This is a genomic window from Haloferax sp. SDI50, assembly GCF_059802635.1.
In genome coordinates this window covers 70,634-90,388 of the sequence record NZ_JBPULL010000004.1, presented here as the reverse complement: position 1 = coordinate 90,388, position 19,755 = coordinate 70,634, and the positions used below count along the sequence as shown (strand labels likewise).

Annotated in this window: 17 protein-coding genes and 2 pseudogenes; 4 read left to right on the top strand and 15 right to left on the bottom strand. The window is 58.2% G+C overall.

Annotated features, from left to right (window positions below; genetic code table 11):
- The 7 genes and pseudogenes from ACSR87_RS19060 to ACSR87_RS19030 form a co-directional block, all read right to left on the bottom strand.
- A pseudogene (locus tag ACSR87_RS19060) lies at positions 1 to 1,289 on the bottom strand (type IV secretory system conjugative DNA transfer family protein); the annotation flags it as partial.
- Entirely contained in the window at positions 1,282 to 3,366 is a 2,085-nt protein-coding gene (locus tag ACSR87_RS19055) for a VirB4 family type IV secretion system protein (RefSeq protein ID WP_498531757.1), read from the bottom strand. The pseudogene ACSR87_RS19060 and the gene ACSR87_RS19055, both read right to left, overlap by 8 nt.
- Positions 3,363 to 4,376, bottom strand: a complete 1,014-nt coding sequence (locus ACSR87_RS19050; RefSeq protein WP_498531756.1) for a TraC-like domain-containing protein — start codon at positions 4,374 to 4,376, stop codon at positions 3,363 to 3,365. Before ACSR87_RS19050 ends, ACSR87_RS19055 begins: the two co-directional genes overlap by 4 nt.
- 6 nt (positions 4,377 to 4,382) lie before the next feature.
- A complete protein-coding gene (locus ACSR87_RS19045) occupies positions 4,383 to 5,756 on the bottom strand; it encodes a TrbL/VirB6 family protein (RefSeq protein ID WP_498531755.1) in 1,374 nt (457 codons plus the stop codon).
- Positions 5,749 to 6,651, bottom strand: coding sequence for a hypothetical protein (locus tag ACSR87_RS19040; RefSeq protein ID WP_498531754.1), 903 nt, complete (start codon positions 6,649 to 6,651; stop codon positions 5,749 to 5,751). Before ACSR87_RS19040 ends, ACSR87_RS19045 begins: the two co-directional genes overlap by 8 nt.
- Positions 6,651 to 8,306, bottom strand: a complete 1,656-nt coding sequence (locus tag ACSR87_RS19035) for a DUF8186 domain-containing protein (RefSeq protein WP_498531753.1) — start codon at positions 8,304 to 8,306, stop codon at positions 6,651 to 6,653. Before ACSR87_RS19035 ends, ACSR87_RS19040 begins: the two co-directional genes overlap by 1 nt.
- Positions 8,307 to 8,331: 25 nt before the next feature.
- On the bottom strand, positions 8,332 to 8,754 hold the full coding sequence (locus ACSR87_RS19030; protein WP_004594540.1) for a hypothetical protein: 423 nt from the start codon (positions 8,752 to 8,754) through the stop codon (positions 8,332 to 8,334).
- Between the two features lie 139 nt (positions 8,755 to 8,893).
- On the opposite strand from ACSR87_RS19030, the gene ACSR87_RS19025 reads away from it, so the two are divergent.
- The gene (locus ACSR87_RS19025; protein WP_121578304.1) at positions 8,894 to 9,097 is read left to right on the top strand and encodes a hypothetical protein; all 204 of its coding nucleotides are present in this window, start codon (positions 8,894 to 8,896) and stop codon (positions 9,095 to 9,097) included.
- A 20-nt stretch (positions 9,098 to 9,117) separates the two neighbouring features.
- Here the strand turns inward: ACSR87_RS19025 and ACSR87_RS19020 are convergent, their stop codons facing one another.
- From ACSR87_RS19020 to xseA, 3 genes are all read right to left on the bottom strand, one after another.
- Positions 9,118 to 9,342 (bottom strand): hypothetical protein, encoded by a 225-nt coding sequence (locus ACSR87_RS19020; protein WP_498531752.1) that lies wholly within the window; start codon positions 9,340 to 9,342, stop codon positions 9,118 to 9,120.
- A gap of 705 nt (positions 9,343 to 10,047) precedes the next feature.
- Positions 10,048 to 10,230 carry an exodeoxyribonuclease VII small subunit gene (xseB, locus tag ACSR87_RS19015; protein WP_092635467.1) on the bottom strand — a complete coding sequence of 61 codons (183 nt, stop codon included), beginning with the start codon at positions 10,228 to 10,230 and terminating at the stop codon, positions 10,048 to 10,050.
- A gap of 3 nt (positions 10,231 to 10,233) precedes the next feature.
- The gene (xseA, locus tag ACSR87_RS19010) at positions 10,234 to 11,286 is read right to left on the bottom strand and encodes an exodeoxyribonuclease VII large subunit (RefSeq protein ID WP_498531751.1); all 1,053 of its coding nucleotides are present in this window, start codon (positions 11,284 to 11,286) and stop codon (positions 10,234 to 10,236) included.
- Positions 11,287 to 12,307: 1,021 nt separating this feature from the next.
- Here xseA and ACSR87_RS19005 point away from each other — a divergent pair.
- Positions 12,308 to 14,173: an MBL fold metallo-hydrolase gene (locus ACSR87_RS19005; RefSeq protein ID WP_498531750.1), complete on the top strand. Its 1,866-nt coding sequence runs from the start codon at positions 12,308 to 12,310 to the stop codon at positions 14,171 to 14,173.
- A gap of 90 nt (positions 14,174 to 14,263) precedes the next feature.
- Here the strand turns inward: ACSR87_RS19005 and ACSR87_RS19000 are convergent, their stop codons facing one another.
- From ACSR87_RS19000 to ACSR87_RS18990, 3 genes are all read right to left on the bottom strand, one after another.
- Complete coding sequence (locus ACSR87_RS19000) at positions 14,264 to 15,496, bottom strand: site-specific integrase (RefSeq protein WP_498531749.1); 1,233 nt, start codon at positions 15,494 to 15,496, stop codon at positions 14,264 to 14,266.
- 273 nt (positions 15,497 to 15,769) lie between these two features.
- Positions 15,770 to 16,177, bottom strand: coding sequence for a DUF8160 family protein (locus ACSR87_RS18995; RefSeq protein WP_498531748.1), 408 nt, complete (start codon positions 16,175 to 16,177; stop codon positions 15,770 to 15,772).
- A complete protein-coding gene (locus ACSR87_RS18990; RefSeq protein ID WP_498531747.1) occupies positions 16,174 to 16,992 on the bottom strand; it encodes a ParA family protein in 819 nt (272 codons plus the stop codon). The genes ACSR87_RS18995 and ACSR87_RS18990 overlap by 4 nt, the downstream gene beginning before the upstream one ends.
- Positions 16,993 to 17,417: 425 nt before the next feature.
- Here ACSR87_RS18990 and ACSR87_RS18985 point away from each other — a divergent pair, with 425 nt between their 5' ends.
- Both ACSR87_RS18985 and ACSR87_RS18980 read left to right on the top strand, forming a co-directional pair.
- Complete coding sequence (locus ACSR87_RS18985; RefSeq protein WP_498531746.1) at positions 17,418 to 18,092, top strand: helix-turn-helix domain-containing protein; 675 nt, start codon at positions 17,418 to 17,420, stop codon at positions 18,090 to 18,092.
- Complete coding sequence (locus tag ACSR87_RS18980; protein WP_498531745.1) at positions 18,089 to 18,784, top strand: nucleotidyltransferase domain-containing protein; 696 nt, start codon at positions 18,089 to 18,091, stop codon at positions 18,782 to 18,784. Before ACSR87_RS18985 ends, ACSR87_RS18980 begins: the two co-directional genes overlap by 4 nt.
- 83 nt (positions 18,785 to 18,867) lie before the next feature.
- Here ACSR87_RS18980 and ACSR87_RS18975 read toward each other — a convergent pair whose 3' ends face one another.
- On the bottom strand, positions 18,868 to 19,140 hold the full coding sequence (locus ACSR87_RS18975; RefSeq protein WP_092635495.1) for a hypothetical protein: 273 nt from the start codon (positions 19,138 to 19,140) through the stop codon (positions 18,868 to 18,870).
- A 155-nt stretch (positions 19,141 to 19,295) separates the two neighbouring features.
- A pseudogene (locus ACSR87_RS18970) lies at positions 19,296 to 19,728 on the bottom strand (TRAM domain-containing protein).
- Positions 19,729 to 19,755: the final 27 nt, after the last annotated feature.

Sequence of the window (19,755 nt, the reverse complement as noted above, 5' to 3'; positions counted from 1 at the left end):
CGGGTCTTCCGCCAGTCGCTCTTGGTAGCCAACGTAGCGTTGAGTACCCGGTCAGCGTGCTTCTTGGCCCGCCGCCCCTTTCGAAGCCCACGGCGGATGCGCTTCGGTCGGAGCCGATAGTGCGGCCCGTTCAGGTGGTCAAACACGGACCCGATATCGTCGAGACGATGGTCAACCCGCTCTCGTTGTCGGTCGGAAGTCACGAGCGAAAGCGCCCGCATATTCACCGTGAACGTGTGCTGTGGCTCCTTCTCGTCGATAGCCTCGACTCGCTCCCGCCCACCGATGTCGAGGTACCGACGCTGTCGCCCGGTGTTCGACGGACTCTGTGGTTCGTTCTCCGTGTTTCCGAGGAGTTCTCCGAAGAACCAGTCGACGACTCGGTCTTCCCCTTCACGGAGCTTCCGCTGGCGCTCTCGTGCCTCGTGCGTCCAGTCCGATTTCCGCTGAAAGAGTACCTGGAAGGCGATCGGGTGTTCGGCCCGGGTCAGCTGATCGATGAGTGACGCGAGCGGGGCCCGAGCGTGATCGTCATCGTCGTCTTCCGTATTCGTGAATTGGGGTAGTGTCGTCATCCAGTCTTCCCGCCGGGTAGCCTGCCCGTGCCAACTGATTCCGAGTGGGGTCGTCTCATCGACGGTCGGTTGCGTATGGGCCGGCTGGTGATCGGTATCAAGTTCGGAGTCGGACGGACCAGCCGCTGTGGATTCGTCACTCGAATCGGCCTCGAACAGAACCACGTCCTCGTCCTGCGACGTAGAGCTCTCCGACAGCACACTTCCGCCATCACCGACCGGTTCCTGTCCCGACGAATCGAAGAGAGTCACGGGCTCTGAATCCGAATTCGGGTCTCCGGGGGATTCCTCAGCTGTCCGGGGGTCCATTCCGTGGCTATCGTCTCCTCCGGCACTGTCGTCTTGAGACGGGTCTGCTGTCGATGGGAGTAGCTTCGCTTCCAAGTCAAGGGTGACCCGCTCGAACGTGACGGTCGGAGGATACAGCGTCCGGAGGCGTTCCTCGAAGGCATCCAACCGGCGGTCGGCCGCGTAATAGAACTCGACCGGCTCGTCTGCCCCCTCACTCACTACGAGGAACTCGAACACCGGTGGCGGATCGCCGAAGGGACCGATACTTTCGAGGAGTCCGTCGGTGCTAGCATCAAGGCCGTGGAGGCCGGCCAGCTGACGGACTACGGTGTCTGGCGCGAGATCGCTCCGGGAGGGAGTGATCCGGATGTACTCGTCGCCGTTAGCCACTGCCGGGAGTTCTGACGGGGTCTGCTCAGTCATCCTCCTGAGAGGTAGTGCTAGTTGGTTCACCGCCGTCGGCACGCGTGCCGGCGGGTCGGCTATCTGGATTCGTCACGCTCGTCGTCGGTTCTGGCTCGAGCTCGGCCACGTCAGCAGCGCCGCCGTCGATGACGTGGGCCTCGTAGTCGCTCGCCCGAATTCGGAGTGGGAACCAGCCCTCCTGGTCGATGCCGACCAGCGCTTCCGAGTAGCCGTCCTCGTCCTCTCCGGCCTTCGCGGAGGTAACCCAGTTCACCTGCCGTTCGCTGAGGTCGAACCACTTGGCGATCTTCTCTTTCTCCTCGTTGACGCGGTGGAGGACGGTCAGCGAACAGAGGTTCGCGATGGTGCGTGCCTCCGGCGTCAGCGCGAATTCACCCCCCGTTTGCGTGATGAATTCGAGGCTCAGATCGAAGTGGCGGCTGTGTCGGACGGCCGTCTCCAGGAAGTCCAGCGAGACAGCGTCGTTCATCAGGTAGTGCGCCTCGTCGATACAGAAGACGACGCGCTTGTCGGTCTGCTTGACCCGTTCGTAGACGCTGTTGAACAGCACCTGCATCATCAGGCTGGTTTCCGCTCGGCCACGGGTCCCCTCCTCCTGATGGAGATCGAGGTAGATGACCTTCGAGTCAAGGTCGAACTCAGAGGGACGAGCCAGATTCTCGAGTTCACCACCCTCGCGGAACGACGGGCGGAGATCCTTGAGTAGCGACTGGGCATCGGACTGGACGGCTTCCTGCTCCCCATCCGTGACGTACCCGTACTCTTCGGGATCATCCACCATCTCTTCGAGGACCGTGATGACGTCGTGGATGGTGGGCGAGTCCCGGGTGTGCGTCTCCGGGTCGCGGGTGATACCCCGCTTCTCGTAGGCTTCCTGGACGGCCCGTCGGAGCGTCTGGTTGCGCTCGCCGAGTGGATGGTCTGCGACGTGCTCGAAGAACGTCGCGAAGAAGGTCATCACCCAGTTGATCTGTTCGCCCCACGGGTCGATGTCGTCGACCTCCTGCAGGACGTGGTCAGGCGTCGGTTTGATTTCCAGCGGGTTCAGCCCCCGCCGGCCACCGACCGTGATGCGCTCGCCATCGAGTGCCTCGTTGACGCCGGCGAACCCCCGCATCGGGTCGAGCATAATGACGACCGTATCCTCGTCGAACATCGCGCGCCGCACCAACCGGAGCTTGGTCGCGAACGATTTGCCCGCGCCGAGTCGGCCGATAACCATCATACAGTAGCCGGTTTGCCGCTTGAAGCGGTCGAGGATGAGTGGACTCGAATTCAGAGCGTACGTCCCGTATTCGATGCCGGGTTCCGCAAACGCACCGGAAACGAAGGGGAACATCGCGCCGACTGCCCCGCCGAGCATCGGCGTCTTGCTGTCGAGCGTCTCGTTGAACTGATCCAGGGCGATCGGGCTCGCTGAGGTGAACGTCTTCAGTTGTGACCACCGGGGCGTCACCGGCGTCAGATTCGCAGGCGCTTGTCGGGCTGTCGTCGACACCGACTCGGCGTCGATGTTCTCGCGATCGTTGCCCCTGACCGTGAGATACATCGAGACGTCGAACGCCTGCATCGTCGTGTTCCGAAGGACGTCGTACATCTCCTGGTGGTCCTCGAGGTCTTTCTCGACGCCCCGGGCGCTCGCACGATGCTTCTCGGTCAGGTACTCGTAGTCGGCTTCGAGGTCCTCGATCTTGTTCTCCAGCGAATCCAACGTCTCTCGCGTATCACGAGGATCGATGTGGATGCTGACATCTGTCTGTTGGGTCTCGGCGGCCGCGTACAGTTTTTCGAGGAAGCCATCCATCGGAGCATCGGGATACTCACCGACCCACAGACTCTGCGCCCACTGGGTGTCAGTCCGGAGGGCGCTGGGCGTTCGCTCGATACTCGACGGCGAGACGACGGTCTGATGGATCTCGGGGATGCCGTCGACTGCCTCACCGTCGGCCTCGTAGTCCACGGTAAACTGTGATTCAGCATCTTCCCCCTCTTCGTCGGGGGCCTCGTCTGCCGTGGCCTCGTCGTCGGTTTCCGAACTATCCGAGCTGGTGAACGGAAGCAGGTTTCCAATCATGACTTGTTGATGACGGGGGACGTTCGAAGCACCTGTTCGGGGTCGCCGTACTCGATTTCCGTGCCGGTCCAGTATTCCGCGATGAGGCGGGTGAGTTCGGCCGCATCAACGGGGCGCGTGTCACACCCCTCGATACCGCGGAGGCCGCGCTCGACCCGCCGGCGCCGCTCGTCCAGTTCCTCAAGCATCGCGGCTCGCTCTTCCTCCTCCGGCGGCGCCGTGACAATCTGGATGAGGATACCCAGTACAGGAATCCCAGCGAGCTTTTCGAGGAGGCTGGCCCGTTCGTATCGGACCTCCCCAGGTCGCACTGGAATCAGGACGTAGTGGTCGCGAATGGTCATCTGACGCTGCGCCAGCTCCCGGTCGTACCAGTCAACGTAGTGCTCGATGAGCGCCTGGAGTTTCTCGTTCGATTTGACATCCGGGTCGCTCAACCGGTCTTCGTACCGCCCGACGTACTCGTCGGCGGGGAACGCCTGCGTCGTCGAGTAAATCTGGATCGGGAACTCGACGGTCGTATTGACGAAGTCCTGGAAGGCCTCCGCCTTCTGGGCCCACTCCTCGTCGGTCGCGAGCGCCATCGTCGGTGGCGACACCTGAACGGCTCCGACAAGGGCCCGGTCTGTCCGCTCGATGGCGTCGTGTCGCGGGTAGACGCGCTCGACGTGGGTGTACTCCTTCGCCTCCTCGTGGGCGATCTCTGTCTCGCTGCGGTGGAAGTTCACGAACAGGCCGAGCCAGTCGAGACTGTTGGTATAGCCGGGGGTGAGGTAGACGAACAGCCCACCGAAGGCGATTGCAATCGCTGCGAGTGGGATGGTCAGCGCGGACACCGGGATGCCGCGAACGGTGAGCGACGGTGGGATAACGACCTGCGTCACCAGGACTACCAGTACACCGGGAAGACCGGCGACGGCGAGGTCCGTCAGCGAGTACTTCCCGAGAAACTGGGTGTCGGTACCGAGCGACTTCGGAATTCGTTTTGCGGGGTCAGTTGCGGAGCTCATGGGTTGTTAGTGGATGTAGCGTGGCGGGTCATCTGCAGAATCTCGATTCCGGTTCCGAGTCTGGGGATCCCGGAACGCATCGTCTCGATCGAATTCTTCGCCTCCGTCGTTCCCACTACTATCCTCGCTGGTGGTGGAGCCGGCCGTAGAACCATCACTTCCGTCGTCGAGACCTCCGCCTCCGCTGTTTCCTCCACCCCCACCACTGCCGTCGGTGAGTGCTTCACGGAGGCGAGACCCAGTCGTATTGAGTCGTTGGCCGGTAGAGTGGGCTCTCGACTCACCAGAGTTCAAGACGTATTGGCCACCGCTCTTGACTGCGGGCTCATCGCGCACTCCTCGAACGAAGTTTCTCCCACCCTGTTTGGCCGACTGGACTTGTTCACGTCCTCTAGACAACCGACTACGGGCCTTCTCAGCAGACATATGTCTGGCCGCCCTGTCGGCGATGAAGAACAACGCCCCGGCCTGCCAGAACAAAACAAACGGGGAGGCAACGGCGAGAAGCGGGATAACGAGTGCCGTCAACCAAGCCCCGAACTCACCGGCTGAGGGGCCGAAGCTCGTCCCCAAGATGTCCCCGAGACGGAACAGGAGAGCAACTGGAACCGTCATAAACAGGAAAGGGACGTAGAATCCGGCCAACTTCTTCATGAATTTCGAGACTAGGGCGAACGGCCCGACGCCAGGGATCCAGAATACGATGAGTAGTGGCATCAGGAACACGAATAGGTAGAGTGCCAGCTGTCTCGCGAGGTAAATCAGGCCGATCAACACGAATAGGAGCAAATTCGTTGAGAGAGCAACAACTGTGCCGAGCACACCCATTCCAGTGAACGACAGCGTCTGGAATAGCGAGATCTCTGACACCGAGGGGACGAGGAACCCAGCTAATGCATCCATAAATCGCAACGAGAGCGCTGAGATCCACCACCACGACAAGATACCGAGCAATCCAGCGAAGGCGCGTTTCTTGAGCTTCGAGCGATGGTATCCGTTGAACAAGTGGCTCGTCGATTCAAGGAAAATGACGATCCCAAGCGAGAGACCGTACAGCGATAGCGAAAGCGGGATAATTATCTCCCAGTAGTAGTCGTAAATTCCAGGCCACGCTGCGTTCGTCGGCTGATTGAACACCGAATCTGGATGGGGAGTACCCACCACTGTCCGCAAGACTGCATCACCGTGATTTTCGATGACGGTCTCTATGGGGCTGAAGAGTATCTCAAGGAGTTCTTGGATAGCGTTGATGATAATGTCTCCAAGGGCACCGCCATCGCTGCCCCCGTCACTTTGAGCTAAAACCGGAGCAGTGCCCGTACTCAGTAGCCCGAAGAAGACGACGATAGAGCGAATTAGGAATCGAACGGGACTACGCATTGTCTCCACCCCCGTCCAGTAGTTCAATCTGGACGTCTTTACACGGGTGTTGGATCGCGCCTTGGTCGTCGATATGGTATCCACCGGACAGCTCTGCCCGAATCGGTTGCTCAATATCTCCGTGTGGGGTCTGAACAACGACGGTTAATTCTGTAGTATCACTCTGACATGAGACATCGTCGTTGTCATCGATGACGAGAACACCCCGTTGTTTCAGGAATTCCCGTTCAGTACCGGGGCTGAGGAATTCTTCGCTCGCCTCCGGACGCTCGAACGTTGTATCAGCAACGCCGTCTCCTTCGATGACCTCAGGTGCGTTCCGATACGGCGCATTCCGGAAGCCAATATTATACACCCAAGAGGGGCCAGTACCGACGTTCTCGACCGTCACAAAGAGCCGACCGCTACTGTAGCCATCATCTTCATCGAACTCCGGCTCGACATCGACGATCTGGATATCGGGCCGAAGCTCCAGCGACATCGACTCAGACGACTCCCCGGTAACGGCGACTAACTCGTACTCGCCGGCAGAGTACGTCCCACCAGTCTTGAAGACAATCTGTATTTCGACTCCTGTAGCTCCCTGTGCAACGGTTGACTGTTCGAACGTAGTCCCATCTGGGCCAATCAGATTGAGTTGGTCGACATCGTGATCATCAGCCAGCGTCACCACAAGGTTGGGTCCCGCGAAGCTGATCTCCTCAAATACCGAATCTGTAGACGGCGACGTTGAGGACGAACCTGTTGGGGATTCAGTCTGGTTGCCGGGACCATCGGTTCCGGAACACCCTGCTACTCCTGTAAGCAGGGCTGTTCCGGACCAAGCCAAAAGACGGCGTCGACTAATCCACCGTTCCGAATTCCGGTCATGGGATTCTGAATGTTCTCTGATCATTATAGTGACCTCCACGGGGGCCAGATACGCCACCCTGTAATCCGATCGATGAAGAACACTGCAAGGAGGAACAGCGAGACGGGAACGCCGATCCGGAACAGCGTCGACACCAGCTGGAGCACTGAGCCTTGCAGCAGGACGGTATCCGAGTCGCCGGTATAGCCGGGAGGATTGAGCCACCAGTGGCCGGGTTCGTATCGGGCAGACACACCGCCAGGGGAACGTTCAATCGTCATCGTGGCGGTTCCGTTCCCGGTCGTGTTCACCCGCTGCCCGTTGACGACAACGTAGCCGTCCCGTTCGGCGGTGTTGATTGGTGCGTCGGTATTCGCGTTCAGGAGCGTGACCCGGACGGTGACGGTGTCTTCGGTCTGGTTCACCACCTCAAGGGTGAGGTTGCTCTCGTAGATCTGGATTCGAGCGAACTCATCGGCGGGCCGCTCTGCCTCGACGCCTCTGACGAGTCCCCACGCACGGACGGTTTCGGGCTGCTCGTCGGTCGTGGCCCGGGTCGCGATGCCGTAGCTGGACGTGTACGGCTCCGTGAGAACGTCCAGGTGAACGTTCGACGGGAGCGTCGGCGGCGACGTCGACGTGCCATACACGTCCAGTATCGTCACGTTCCGGCGGGGCGACGGCGTCGGCCCCGTCTCGATGGGGTACGCGTTCACCTGGAGTGGATGGAGCGGTGAGTGGGCGGTCCGCTGTCCGTCGTCCGAGCTGTAGACCAGCGTATCCCAGTCCTTGTCTCTGGCCGAGTAGAACCGCCAGACACCTCGGACGTCACCGTTGGGCAACTGGTAGCCGAGCCACGGCTGGTTCTTGTAAACGACGAGGCCGAGATCACCGTTCGGATACTCCGCGATGAACCCTGATACCGCGAGGTCGTACTTCGTGACCTCGAGGGAATCGGTCACCGTGACCGTCTCGGTCGGGTATGAAACAGAACTCTCCCAGTTGGTACAATCGCCTTCGTCGTTGTGGGCGGTACAAACTTCGACCTCCTTCCGAAGTCGGACCGAGATGTTCGCTTGGAGCGTGAGCTGGTGGTTCTCGCCGGCGTATCCATCCAAGGAGTACGACAGTGCCGGCGTGTGGGAACCACCAGCCGTCGTCTCTTCGTCGCCGTCGACGAGGAGTCTCGTCCCCTCAACCTGATGGCTCTCCAGACTCCAGTAGACGCGTCGATCGCCGGAGGTGTCGTCAGGCGGCACTGCCACCCGGTAATCGACGGTCCCGCGGAGCGTCCCGTCTGGAGCGACGTAAAGCGGCTGTCTAGACGACGAGAGGCGCGCTCGGGTGGACGGCTGAACGGCGAACACCTCAGTATAGGCTTCCTTGATGAACTGGTCACTGGTGAGGTCCGCATCTGGTGGATGGATCGACACGGAGCTGTTGGTCGCCGGGAACTCCTGGTGGTCGCCCCGGTTCCATCGCCCGACTGCCCGCGGGGGCGAATCGAACGGGACATCGGTCCCCTCGCCAAGCTGCTCGACCGCCGACCCGTTACTCAGATTCGCACCGTCGGTCGCACCGTCTTGATCCCCCGACCACAGTTTGTGAAAGGTCTCCTCCGGAACGCCGTGGTCAGTACTATTCGGGGGATGGGCGCCCACTGGAACGGCGGCTGTCGATGCGACGAGGACGGCGGACATGACGAGTGCGAATCCTGTTGCGTAGTTAGAACCCACAACTCGTGCCACCGACCACGATGTTGTTCAGGATGAACTGGACGATCTCCGTCCCGAGGGGGGCGACGATCACGCCCCAGAGCAGGCCCTGGTTCCGGACAGATTTCATCTCCTTCTTCCAGTCCGAACGACGGGTGAACGGGATCGCCACCGTCGCGCCGAGAGCGAGGACGCCGCCGATGAGCGGCCCACCGAACTGGATGATGGTGAAGATGTTCTGGATGGTATCGGCCATGTTCGAGTCACAGAATGCGCTCCCTGGATCCGACTGTGCGGCCGCCGTCCCCACGAACAGGATCAGCGGGAGGAGCGCCAGCAGAATCGGGCCGATGGACCTGTGGATGATCCGAATGACGGACGTCGATTCCTCAGTACTGGCCGGCGTCTCGCCGGAGGGGACCTTAGCACACATCGTTTGTGGGAAAGGATAGCACGACCAAAAGAGGTCAGAAAATTTGAATGAATTTGTAGATCTTCAAAGTTCTCCAAGTTCTCTAGAGAAGTTCTCATTCTACTGGGATATATGCGACCGCATAGCTTGGGTCGAACTAATGTCAGACGCAGACACAGCGACCAGCGCCAGTAACTCCGGCTCGGATGTTAGCGACGATGTGGCCCGAATCAATATGCGAATCCCGCAGGACAAATACGAGTGGTTACAGGAAGAACTCGATTCATTCACGAGTGATACAGCCCGATTCCAGTACCTCATCCAGTTCTATTCCGACCACAAAGAAGACGACGCCGACTGCTGATCTACGGCCCACAGGGCGACTTAGACCTGCAGCGGAGCAACGATGAGAAGCGGGCAATCCTCGCCCTCGAAATAGTACTGCTTTACCGTCGTCGCGTCCTCGAACTCGTCCGCATCCTCGGGAAGGGTGATCGTGCGGGCGCTGCTGTGTTCGTGGATCGAGTAGATGCCGAGTTCGGAGAGGTCCTCGCACTCGGCGGGATCCAGTTCTCTACTGACCGCCTCCAACCACGCTTCAATTGACACGGAGGACCGCTCGTCCGTATCAGGTTCACGGTGGGTACTGCGGGGACTGGCTTGTGCCATGATACATTTGCACATACTTGCGTCTTATCTACTAAATACTGACGGCCAATGACTTTCTTAAAATCTGACTATGTAACTAATGAAGTGTTTGTCTGACGCCGACCGAATACACGTTAAGAAACGCTATTCTGAGGCGTTGAGACACGCTTGGATATCAGCACCAGTCGGAAAAGTCAAAATCACGAGGGGAACGGCGACAAGCGACCACCCGACTGGATCCAACTGTGGAACCGGATTCGACGAGAGATAGGCTCCAATTCCGAGTACGACAATAGGGGTATAGAGGAGAGTCGGCGCGATCGAACCGAGTCGGATAGCGACTGTCGGAGCAGACGGGGCGTAAACGGCGTCGACGTATGGACCACGTCGATTGACACCGAACGAGACTGATTCCGCATAGAGCCTGTGAACGGCGTAGTGTGCGGACTCGTGGAGGATCCACGCCACACCACACGCGAGTAGGTAGACGCCGAATATCAGAACCGTCTCATGGAACATTGGAATTCTCGCCGAACGGTTCGAGATGGGAGCACATCGCAGTTAAGCCTGAAGGGTAGCCGTGGGCAGCGACCTTAACCAACAATCTCGTGATCAACGGCAGGCTGTTGGTTAACGCGGAGAGACAGTCGATACTGTCCCCGTTCCTCATTCGATCTCGATGACCTCGCCCTGGCCTTCGTGGAGTCGCTCGCGGATTTCAGTCAGCAACTCCTGCCCTTCCTCGTACAGCTCACTCCCTTCATCAAGTGATACCTCATCCGCGTCGAGTTGGTCGATAATCTCTTCGATGCGGTTCATCCGACTCCTGATGTCCGAGTCTTTCGCCATAGCTTAGATCACCCCCAGCCAGAGTGCAGTAATGAGCAGCAACAGCACTAGGAGCACGACAATTGCAACCTTGTAGTAAACCGGCGACAGACCCTCAGGCGCGGTCGCCTCTTCGACTGCCTCGGCCAGTTCCTGTTCGTGTTCGTGCTCCTGTTCAAACGTCTCGTACGCGGCCTCAAGCTGTTGCTCAAGCGGGTCAATGTCGCTAGCCAGGAAGTCATTCCGAGACTTCGCGATGTACTCGCCGGCCGCTGTTGGTGTGATCGCGGCCATATCCGCCACCCGGTCCGCGATCAGTCGGTCGTCAGTATGGCCAATTGCCGTGACGATCGGGGTGTTCGCGGTGAAGATCGCTTCCGCGACCCGCTCGGTGTTGAACGCTTGGAGGTTCGAATCGCTCCCACCGCCGCGGCCGACGATAATCGAATCGACGTCCTCGGAGCGGTCCAGATGGTGAATCCCGTTCGCGATAGACGTCGGGGCCTCTGACCCTTGGACGGTCGCATCCTTCACCAAGATATCGACGGTAGGGTCTTGCTCGTGGATCGCGCTCTGGATGTCGTACCGAGCATCCCCTCGGAGTGAGGTCACAACACCGACCCGTTCCGGGAACGCCGGCGGGCGCTGTTTCTGCTCGTCGTCGAACCAGCCACGCTCTTCGAGTTCGCTTCGCAGCCGCTCGACAGCAGCTGCTTGGTCGCCGTCGCCGACGACGATCACCTCCCACGGCTTGAGGTCGATTTTCCCACCTTCAGTCCAGTAGTCGATATCGCCTTCGAGGATGACCTCGGTCCCATCCTCGAGCTCGGCGTCCATCTTCCGGTAGCGGTTCGCCCAGATCATACATGGGAGCTCGGCCTCGCCGTCAGTGAGGGTAAAATACAGTGCCGTATTGTTCTGATGGAGATCCGTGACCTCGCCGATACAGCGGACACCGTCGAGGGCAGGTGCGTCCTCGACGACCGACGCAATCCGGTCGTTCAGCTGTGACACGCTGAGGACCTCTCCTGACTCAGGCTCGACCGCCTGCCGGTCAGCATCCGATGCGTCCGCCATATATGTCTACTATCTTCTGGACAGAAGCCTGAAAAAGGTATCTTCGCTGTTATGCGTTCAACATTTCCCGATTTTACTTTCACTCCGCTTTGATGACATTTAGATTCCGTTGGGCCCTTGGCTGGATTATGAGCAACAGTGGTTCCGATACAAGTTCTGTAGAGACAAGCAGCCGGGGAGCTGTTATTTTGGATGAATCAGACCCGCGAACGGTGATAGAACGCTTACCAAATACCGTCTTCCCGGTCATGATTCGATTTGCTCTCCAGAAATCGACGAGTGGTGACCGAACACACGAGTCGCTAAGGACACCAGATTACCCTGTTGACGTGCGAATTCCACAGGGAGCATACATTCCGCAATCTACAGTCTATTTCGATAATCCTGCAGAGCGGCCACCACGAAATGCAGCGGCCTGGCGACCACGAGAATTCGTTAGTGCGCTCTCTGAGCTATTAGATGAAATCGAGGACTCACCACATGTCGATCCAGATCGGTTACAATTCACCGACCTTTGTGTGGCCGAAATAGCCCCCCGGTATACTACCAGCGACCCACAAACAGGTGACACCGTCGCCACGCCAGAATTGTACGGTGACCAGGGGGACATCACCCTCGGGTATTTCCGGCGTGAGGGGAGTCTCTCTGCAACCGAAGTTCGGGATTCCCTCGATACCGCAATGCCTGGTGAAACGCGGTCTCCCCCACAGCTCATCCAGATCACTGAAGCAACGGCTAAACCGGCTCGGTCAAGTCGAGAGACACAGCAACCAGCGGGACGACACAAATACTTCACAGAGGGTGAAGCTGAGCGGGTAGACAAACTTGATGCAACTCCTGCCGCCTGGATGCTGGACCAAGTTGCTGCGGCATCTGAGAGTCATCGGCCGCTTGATCCGGTACTCTCCGAAATTGAACGATTTTTCCCCCAGCTCGCAGAGACTGATCTCCTCGAGTTCATTCAGCTACAGGGACGCACTGAGACGAGTGAGCGATTCTACGCAAACGAAGTACTGTCACGATGAGTGAAGCAATTCAAGAATCTGATGACGAGGGGTCGCAAAATGAGTACATCCCACGAGTCGGTGGGGAGATTGATCTCGATATTTCGGTTGACAGCGAATCCCCGTTCGTGGTTATCCCTCGTGGGGGAGCAAAGGAGATCGGCCGGAGTTGCTATCAGGTTGAGACGCGTAATGGAACGTATCTCGTCGACGTCGGACTGAATCAAGGTGACGGGGGATTATTCCCTGATCTAAGGGGACTCGATGAGGGACAGATAGACGCAGTTTTTCTCACCCACGCTCATATCGACCACGTCGGCTCGCTCCCCCTGTTGGAGAGCTACGGCTTCCTCTCTGATCAGGCACCAGTGATTACAACGAGACCAACAGCTGCGCTTGCAGACACATTACTTCGAGATTCACTGAAGCTTCACCGACGAGCGACGCAAAAACCAGGGAGAGAACAACAGTACTCGGAAACAGACCTGAGGAAAGTTATCGACCGATTCCGCCCCTGTGGATACCAGGCGGCAGACCTGAGTGATCACGTCGCACATATCGAAGATACGGAAACCCTCCACTTCGAATTCGGAAATGCAGCCCACCTACTGGGCAGTGCTTGGTTAGCGCTCACAGTAGACGGTTCACGGGTTGTCTTCTCAGGAGACATTGGCGGCCGGTCGAATCATCTCCCCGAAATTGATGAACCTCCACAGGCAGACGCCCTCTTCCTTGAATCGACGTATGGGGACACCCATTCGCATACTAGTGCCACTGACACCCGAACGGACATCTACAACGAAGCCATCGACGCAGCTACCGATGGGAAGCCAGTACTCATCCCCTGTTTCGGGGTTGGGCGATCCCAAGAGCTGCTCTATATGTTCAAAAACCGGGTTCATACGCTTCCTGAAGAGGACCGAAAGCAGCTCAACGTAGTCTATGATGGAATGGCGCAAAGCGCCACTGACACGTATAACGAGCACTGTAGAAGCGAGTTCGCAGCCGAATCGATCCGAAACTACATAGTAAATTCAGGTGATCAACAACCATTCCTCTTCGATCAGGCGTCGGCCGCTAGACGAATGCCGATGTCTCGCGAGGAATTGCTCGAAGCTGATGAGACACCGATCATTATTGCTCCATCTGGAATGCTCTCGGGTGGGTTCTCACCGACCTACTTACTTGAATTCTGCCAGCGGTACGATGATGCACGCGTAATTCTCTGTGGGTATCAAGCCGAGGGGACACCTGGCCGTCAATTGGAGGACGCTATTGAGGAAGATCTCGAGAGAGTTGGTGTCACTCTTCCCTCGAACGGACTTAACGGAGGGATACCAGATGAGGGCGAGGGAACCCGCGTGAAGGTGCCCGTAAGCTGGATAAGTCGATATCACGGCCTCTCAGCTCACGCAGCGCGAAATACGTTGCTTCAATTCGCTCGCCAAGTCTCACCGTCCCAAGTGTACCTTATTCACGGTGAACAGGAGCAACAAGAGAAGATGGCGCAGCACCTGAGAGATAATCTGGACTCGGTTTCCAAGATCCAGTTGACGGGAATGATGCATCCGGTATCTGTGTCGCCGGATCTTCCCGAAGAAGAGATCGTTGGTGACAGGCCTGCGAAACGAATACTAGACGAGCGTGGTGCTGACATTGAGGTTGGCGATAGTACCCAATTCGGTTCAGACGCAGTCCACGGGACGTTATCCGAGTTCAGTGATCAAATCGAAGCTCTTGAATTAGCCTTGCGCACGTTGAGTGGTCAGCTCGCCGTTGAACGACATGATAGTGGATTTTCGGAAGAAGATATACGCCAAATTGTCCGAGATGAGATGGATGAGATTGTCCGTGAAGCAGTTGAAGAGAATCAATCCAACTGAGCGAGTCAGAGCGTCTCCATAGCCGAAGACACCAGTCCGGATCATAGGATTGGCTCTATGATGTCTACCTCATCTACTGGAGATTCAGATCTACCCGACATCATCAATTTCTTCGAGAGCCTCCGTGGCCACGTCCCCCAACTCGCCAGCCTCAATATGTGAGTATCGTTCGCGAACCATCTCTTCGGAGTTATCGAGATACCGGGCTGCTACGGTGTACCCGAACGCGCGGACGAGGACCTCACCCATCCCACGTCGACCGCCGTGGGGTGCAAGATAGTCGTGTTTCGGATGGTCGATGTCGATCTCAGCAGCCTCTGAGAGTCGCTGGAGAACCGACCGTGCTCCATCCGTTGTAATCGACGGCGGCCGAATGTCCTCATCGAGCGCAAGCAGTAGGTCGCGAGCGTATTCTTCACGGCGTTCAGTGATTGCTTCTGGGCGTTCCCCTCGTTCAGTTAGCTCTTCTTGGACGAGCTCTGCGAGCGTCCGTTGGTCGAATGTCGGAAACACAGGCCAGCGCTCCGTCGGCGGGTCCATCAGCTTGCGGTAGCTCCGCAGCGGCGAGATCACCGGGTCGGGGAGACTCGCGGCGTCCCACTGCTGTTTCTTCCGATAGACGTCCATACTCCCGTCGTCAAGGGAGAGGTCCTCCCAGCGGACGCCGCGCCGGCGCGGGTCGTTCGGATCCCGTAGTAGCTCCCCAACTCGAACGGCGGTGTAGGCGAGGACGAACACCAGCGCCCGGTCACGAGCCGCCTTCAGCGCCGCGTAGCGTGCTCGCTGCTTGTCGAGTGGGTTAGTATCCTCCGGGAGCGTCGTGTACGCCTCAACGGCGTCGCGGGCCCGTTCGTCGACGTGGCGGGTGAGGGCGTGGCGCTGTTCGGACGTCCAGGCCTGCTGGTCGCCGGGCTTGCGACCGTCGTCCTCCGGCAGTGGCGCCATCGCACTGGCCCGCTGCGCGTAATGCGCCTCGAGATAACCCTCGTTGACGCACCAGCCACACCACGCAGAGATATAGCGGTAATAGGTTTGTACCGTGTTCTGCTTGAGTCCCCGATCTCCACCGAGATGCCGGGCGTACTCCCGAAACACGCGTTCGTCGAGATCTTCGAAGGTCGGCTCGCGGTCGACGTCGTCGGGGACGATCCCGGTCCAGTCGTCGGCGCCGCGGTCGCCGGCGGCCCACTCGGCGAACCGTTCGAGCTCGCGTGCAGCGTTACGTCGATAGTTCCCACCGTCGCCGCCGCGGCCTTTCCCCTTGTCTTGGAGGTAGCGCTCGAAGCTGTCGTCGAGCGGCGTCGAAAGCGCTCGGTCAGGCATTCACCGGCCCTCCACCGTCCTGCGGGCCCGGTCTCGGGTCCTCTACCCTGGGGGAAGCGCCGTCGTGAGGCGGTTGCAGCATCCGTGCTTCATCGACGGCGTCGGGGTACTTCAAAGTGGTCGTGATTACGGGCATAATCAGTACCACTTGTTGTTTTCGAGTCATCGGGAGAATTCGGGGGTATAGAGTCTCTTAGCGCCGGAGCTCCGCACTTCAGAATATTGTATATCGTATATCGCTATACAAAATTTCAGGCCTTGTTCTCTGCGAGGTCATTCGTCGCCAAGTTCCGAAAGCCGAGCCTTGATTTCCTCGGCATCCGCATCAGAGAGCGCCTCAATACCGAACTGGACGAGTAGCGGGTAGAAGTGGCGGTTCTTCTTGAACTCGTCCTGGCCCGCCTTGCGGAGCTTCAGCTGGGACTCGAGATAAGTGTCCTCCATCTCGTCGAGAACATCGTCGGGAATGTAGATCGTCCGCCCATTCCACTCGTCCTTGATGTTGGTCTTCGTTTTGGTCGTTTCGTTCGTTTCACTCGTTGAAGTCGATTCGGTCGTTTCGGTCGATGAACTGGTTTCCACCGTTTCACTCACCTCGCTCGTTTCGCTGGAATCAGCCTCATCGTCCTCCTCTTCGTAGTTGCCCTCGATGCCGGAAGCATCACCCCAGCCGTCGGTCATGCTTCCACCTCCTCAGGTGCGGTCTTCTCAAACGTCTCGTCGAAAAGGTCCGCGATCTCGTTGAACAAATCGCGTGCATCCTCGACGCGCTGGTTCTCCTTGCCGAAGCCGAAGACGGACACACCCTCACCAATCGACTGAGAGAGGTCGGTCCGCTTCGGGATCTCGAACACCGGGAGGGAGTACGCCGACTTGATCTCCTCGATGGTGTCGCGGTGCTCGGCGTTCTGCTCGACACGGTTACAGACGATGGCGAGCCGATTGATGTCTCCGTACGCCTGTTCGAGGGAACTCAGCTGCTTTGCGAAAATCTGGAGGCTGTTGGCGTTGAGCTTCTCGGGAATGACGGGGATGACGACATTGCCGGTCGCGACCAGGGCGTTGTCGGTGAGAACGTTCAGGGATGGCGGCGTGTCGACAATGATGTAGTCGTAGTTCTTGTCGAGCTCGTCCAGAGTCATCTCCAACCGCTCGCGACTCTTCGGCGCCTCAAGGAGCGTCTGGATGTTCTTGTTGTTCGCGAGCTTCTCGCTGGCGGGAAGGATGTCGAATTCCTCGTGCTCGACGATGATGTCGTTCACCGACTCCATCTGGTCGAAGTCGAGGACGTCGAATAGCGTTGTGCGGTCGGTATCGTAGTACAGATCATTGTAGCCGAGTGAGCAGGTGAGCCCGCCGTGATAGTCGATATCGACCAGGAGAACGTCATGGCCCCGGGCAGCTAGCGCCCCGCCTGTGTGAATGACGTCAGTCGTCTTCCCAGCGCCTCCCTTTTGATTCGCCACGGTGATTCGTGCAGTGTTGGTGTCGGTCATTTTTCCTTCGTTTACCTCGTTGTGTTCGTTTCGTTCGTTTTGCTCGTTTTGCTTGTTCTGTTCGTTTGGTTCGGTGAGGGTGTTTCACTCGGTGAGAGGAATACTACGATGTTAAAACCAAGTGTTCGTTCCGCTCGTTGAGGGAAACACACTCGTTGCCATCAATCCATTCGTTCCATTCGTTACGTTCGTTTTCCTCGTTTTGGTCATCGAGTACAGGTCGATCAGGACATCCTCAACCAGTTCGTTTCTCAGAATTCGTTCATTACCCTCGTGTTTCTCGTTCTATTCGTTTTGTTCGTTATAGTCGTTCCGCGTGTTTTCGACAGGGGTCAAGGCTACCTCCGAGACGAATGAAAAGATAGTGGCGTCATGGCCATTCGAGTAAGACTTTTAACTGTTACCGGATTATTGGTAACCACCAGATGTACGAGGTGCTCGACGACACGGCGGCGCAGATCATCCTCGCTATCGAGAGTGGTGACTCCATCCGTCGTGTCGCCCAACACCTCCACACGCCGTACGAGACGGTGAGACAGGCCGTCAACCGTCTCGAAGACGCAGGCTACGTCCGCTATGATGACGGCCTCTTCGTCGTCGATGACCCCGTGAGAGACGCAGCACGAGAGCTCGTCGCTGCCAGCGCCAGCGTCAGTCCACCATCCATCGAGGAGGCCTACGTCATCCCGCAGTTCGGTGACTGGCCGTTCGCATTCACACGGATCGACGCCGTCTACGTGTGGACCCAGGGCGGCTACCAGGTCGGTCGCGAGCCCGACGACTATCCACTGTTCCTCGCTGTTCGTGAGCAGGACGTCGACGCCTGGGAGACATTTTTCGAGTGGTTCGACCTCCCGACCGCATTCGAACGACAGCCCCGAGACGAACTGGACGGACCGCTGCAGATCGTCCTCGAGCCACGCGAGTCACTCGATATCGAGCACGTCGAAGGGTACCCAGTGATCCCGAGAGCAGAGACAATCGAGTATATGCGCGAGAACTACGCCCAGTTCCAGTCGGCGCTCGCGATGCTCGACCGGATGTACGAGGACCTCGAACTCGGCGTCACGTATCGAGAGACCGAACGGGCACAGCCATGAGCTTCAACAACCGAAGTGACGCGCTCATCGAACTGCTCGAGGAGCTCACCCAACAGGGCCACGAGTACGTTCTTGTCGGCGGCTACGCTGTCTCAGCGTTCAATGCTCGCTTCTCCACGGACCTCGATATCGTCGTCGCGCCGGACTCCAAGGCTGACTTCGTCGAGTTCCTCGAACAGCAGGGGTTCGAGGAAACGGACAGTCACGCCAAGAAATGGTTCTACGACACCGAAGTAATCGAGTACGAGAAGCGGCTCACGCCGCAGCAGCCGATCGGCTTCGATCTCCTGGTAAACGGACTCGGGTGTCGCCAGACGGAGGCACAGTGGTCGTTCGACTACCTGTACGACCACAGCCATCAACAGGAGGTGAGAGGGGGCACAGTGACGACGACGGCCAGAGTCATCGATGGGGCCGTCCTCGTGGCGGCAAAGCTCCACAGTGGCCGAGAAACGGACCTTCGGGACGTCTTGGCAGTCGCAGAAGGGATCGACCTTGACGCTGTCACGCCCCATCTGCGGCGAGGGGACGACAATGCCCTACGGGAGCAACTTGAGCGTGGACTGGATATCTTGGAGAGCGACGAACTCAAGCACGGATTTCGGAGTGACTTCGGGGCCTCAGCTGTCTCAGAAGAGACGGTCACCACTCTTCAAGAGTATCTGTCTTCGCAGATTGACCACCTGAGCTGAAGCGGTCGGGACCTCGTAGATCGGAGGTGAAGATAGGGGCCTTCGGCGTGCCTGCAGTCTGTCAAAAAAATGGAGGGGCGGTGTCAGTCGACCGTCGCTAACACACGGACGTCCGTAGCTGAATGTCGTTCCCGTTCAGTACGAGCACCGTGCTCGCGGAGGAACTCATCAATACGGTCGGCTAAGGACTCCGCATCCTCCCTATCGACGTGGACGATCAGCGTCGGATGTTCCTCGTCGCTGTTCTCGATCACGAGCGAGACATCCTTGAATTCGTCCGGCTGTCTATACGCCTCGAACTCATCGGCGACCTGGTCGGCCAAGTCGTCGAGTACCTCAATCGGTTCCTTTGTCATAGATTGAATTTCGGCTTTGGAAGGTTGTGACATCGTGAACGAACGGAGAGGGCGAACGTGACTTTCAGAACCACCTCCATCAGACAAACTCGAACGGAGCCTTCTCACACCGATGGTTTACCGAGAAGCAGATTGATCCACAGAAAGAACAGCAGTTAGAAGGCTCGTGGATCGCTATCGACAATGCTCGCAAACGCGACATTCTCCTGAACTTGTTCAATTTCGACCGTTGGCTCGTCGCCGGGTTGAGCGCCGGGAACGATCACGACGTAGCCACGTTCGACTTTTGCGATACCATCGCCCTGATCGCCGACTGTCTATGGTCACATCACGTACTTCGCCTTCCTCCACTGGGGGTCCGGAGGAAGAATGGCTCGCAGTCTCACGGGAAGGAGCTCTTGGTGACTCCTGTTGTACTGACGACTCCGTCGAGACAGAAGATTCCAGAATCGCTACGCGATACGTATCGTCAGCTGACAACGCTTCATAGTCGATTTCGCTCGATGGGACCTCCACTATGTACGTCCCATCCTGCTCTTTAATTGGAGCACTGAACAAAGAGCGAAGGGAGCTGGGAATTTCGACCATTGAGTTTCTAGTGCTCAGTATCCACGA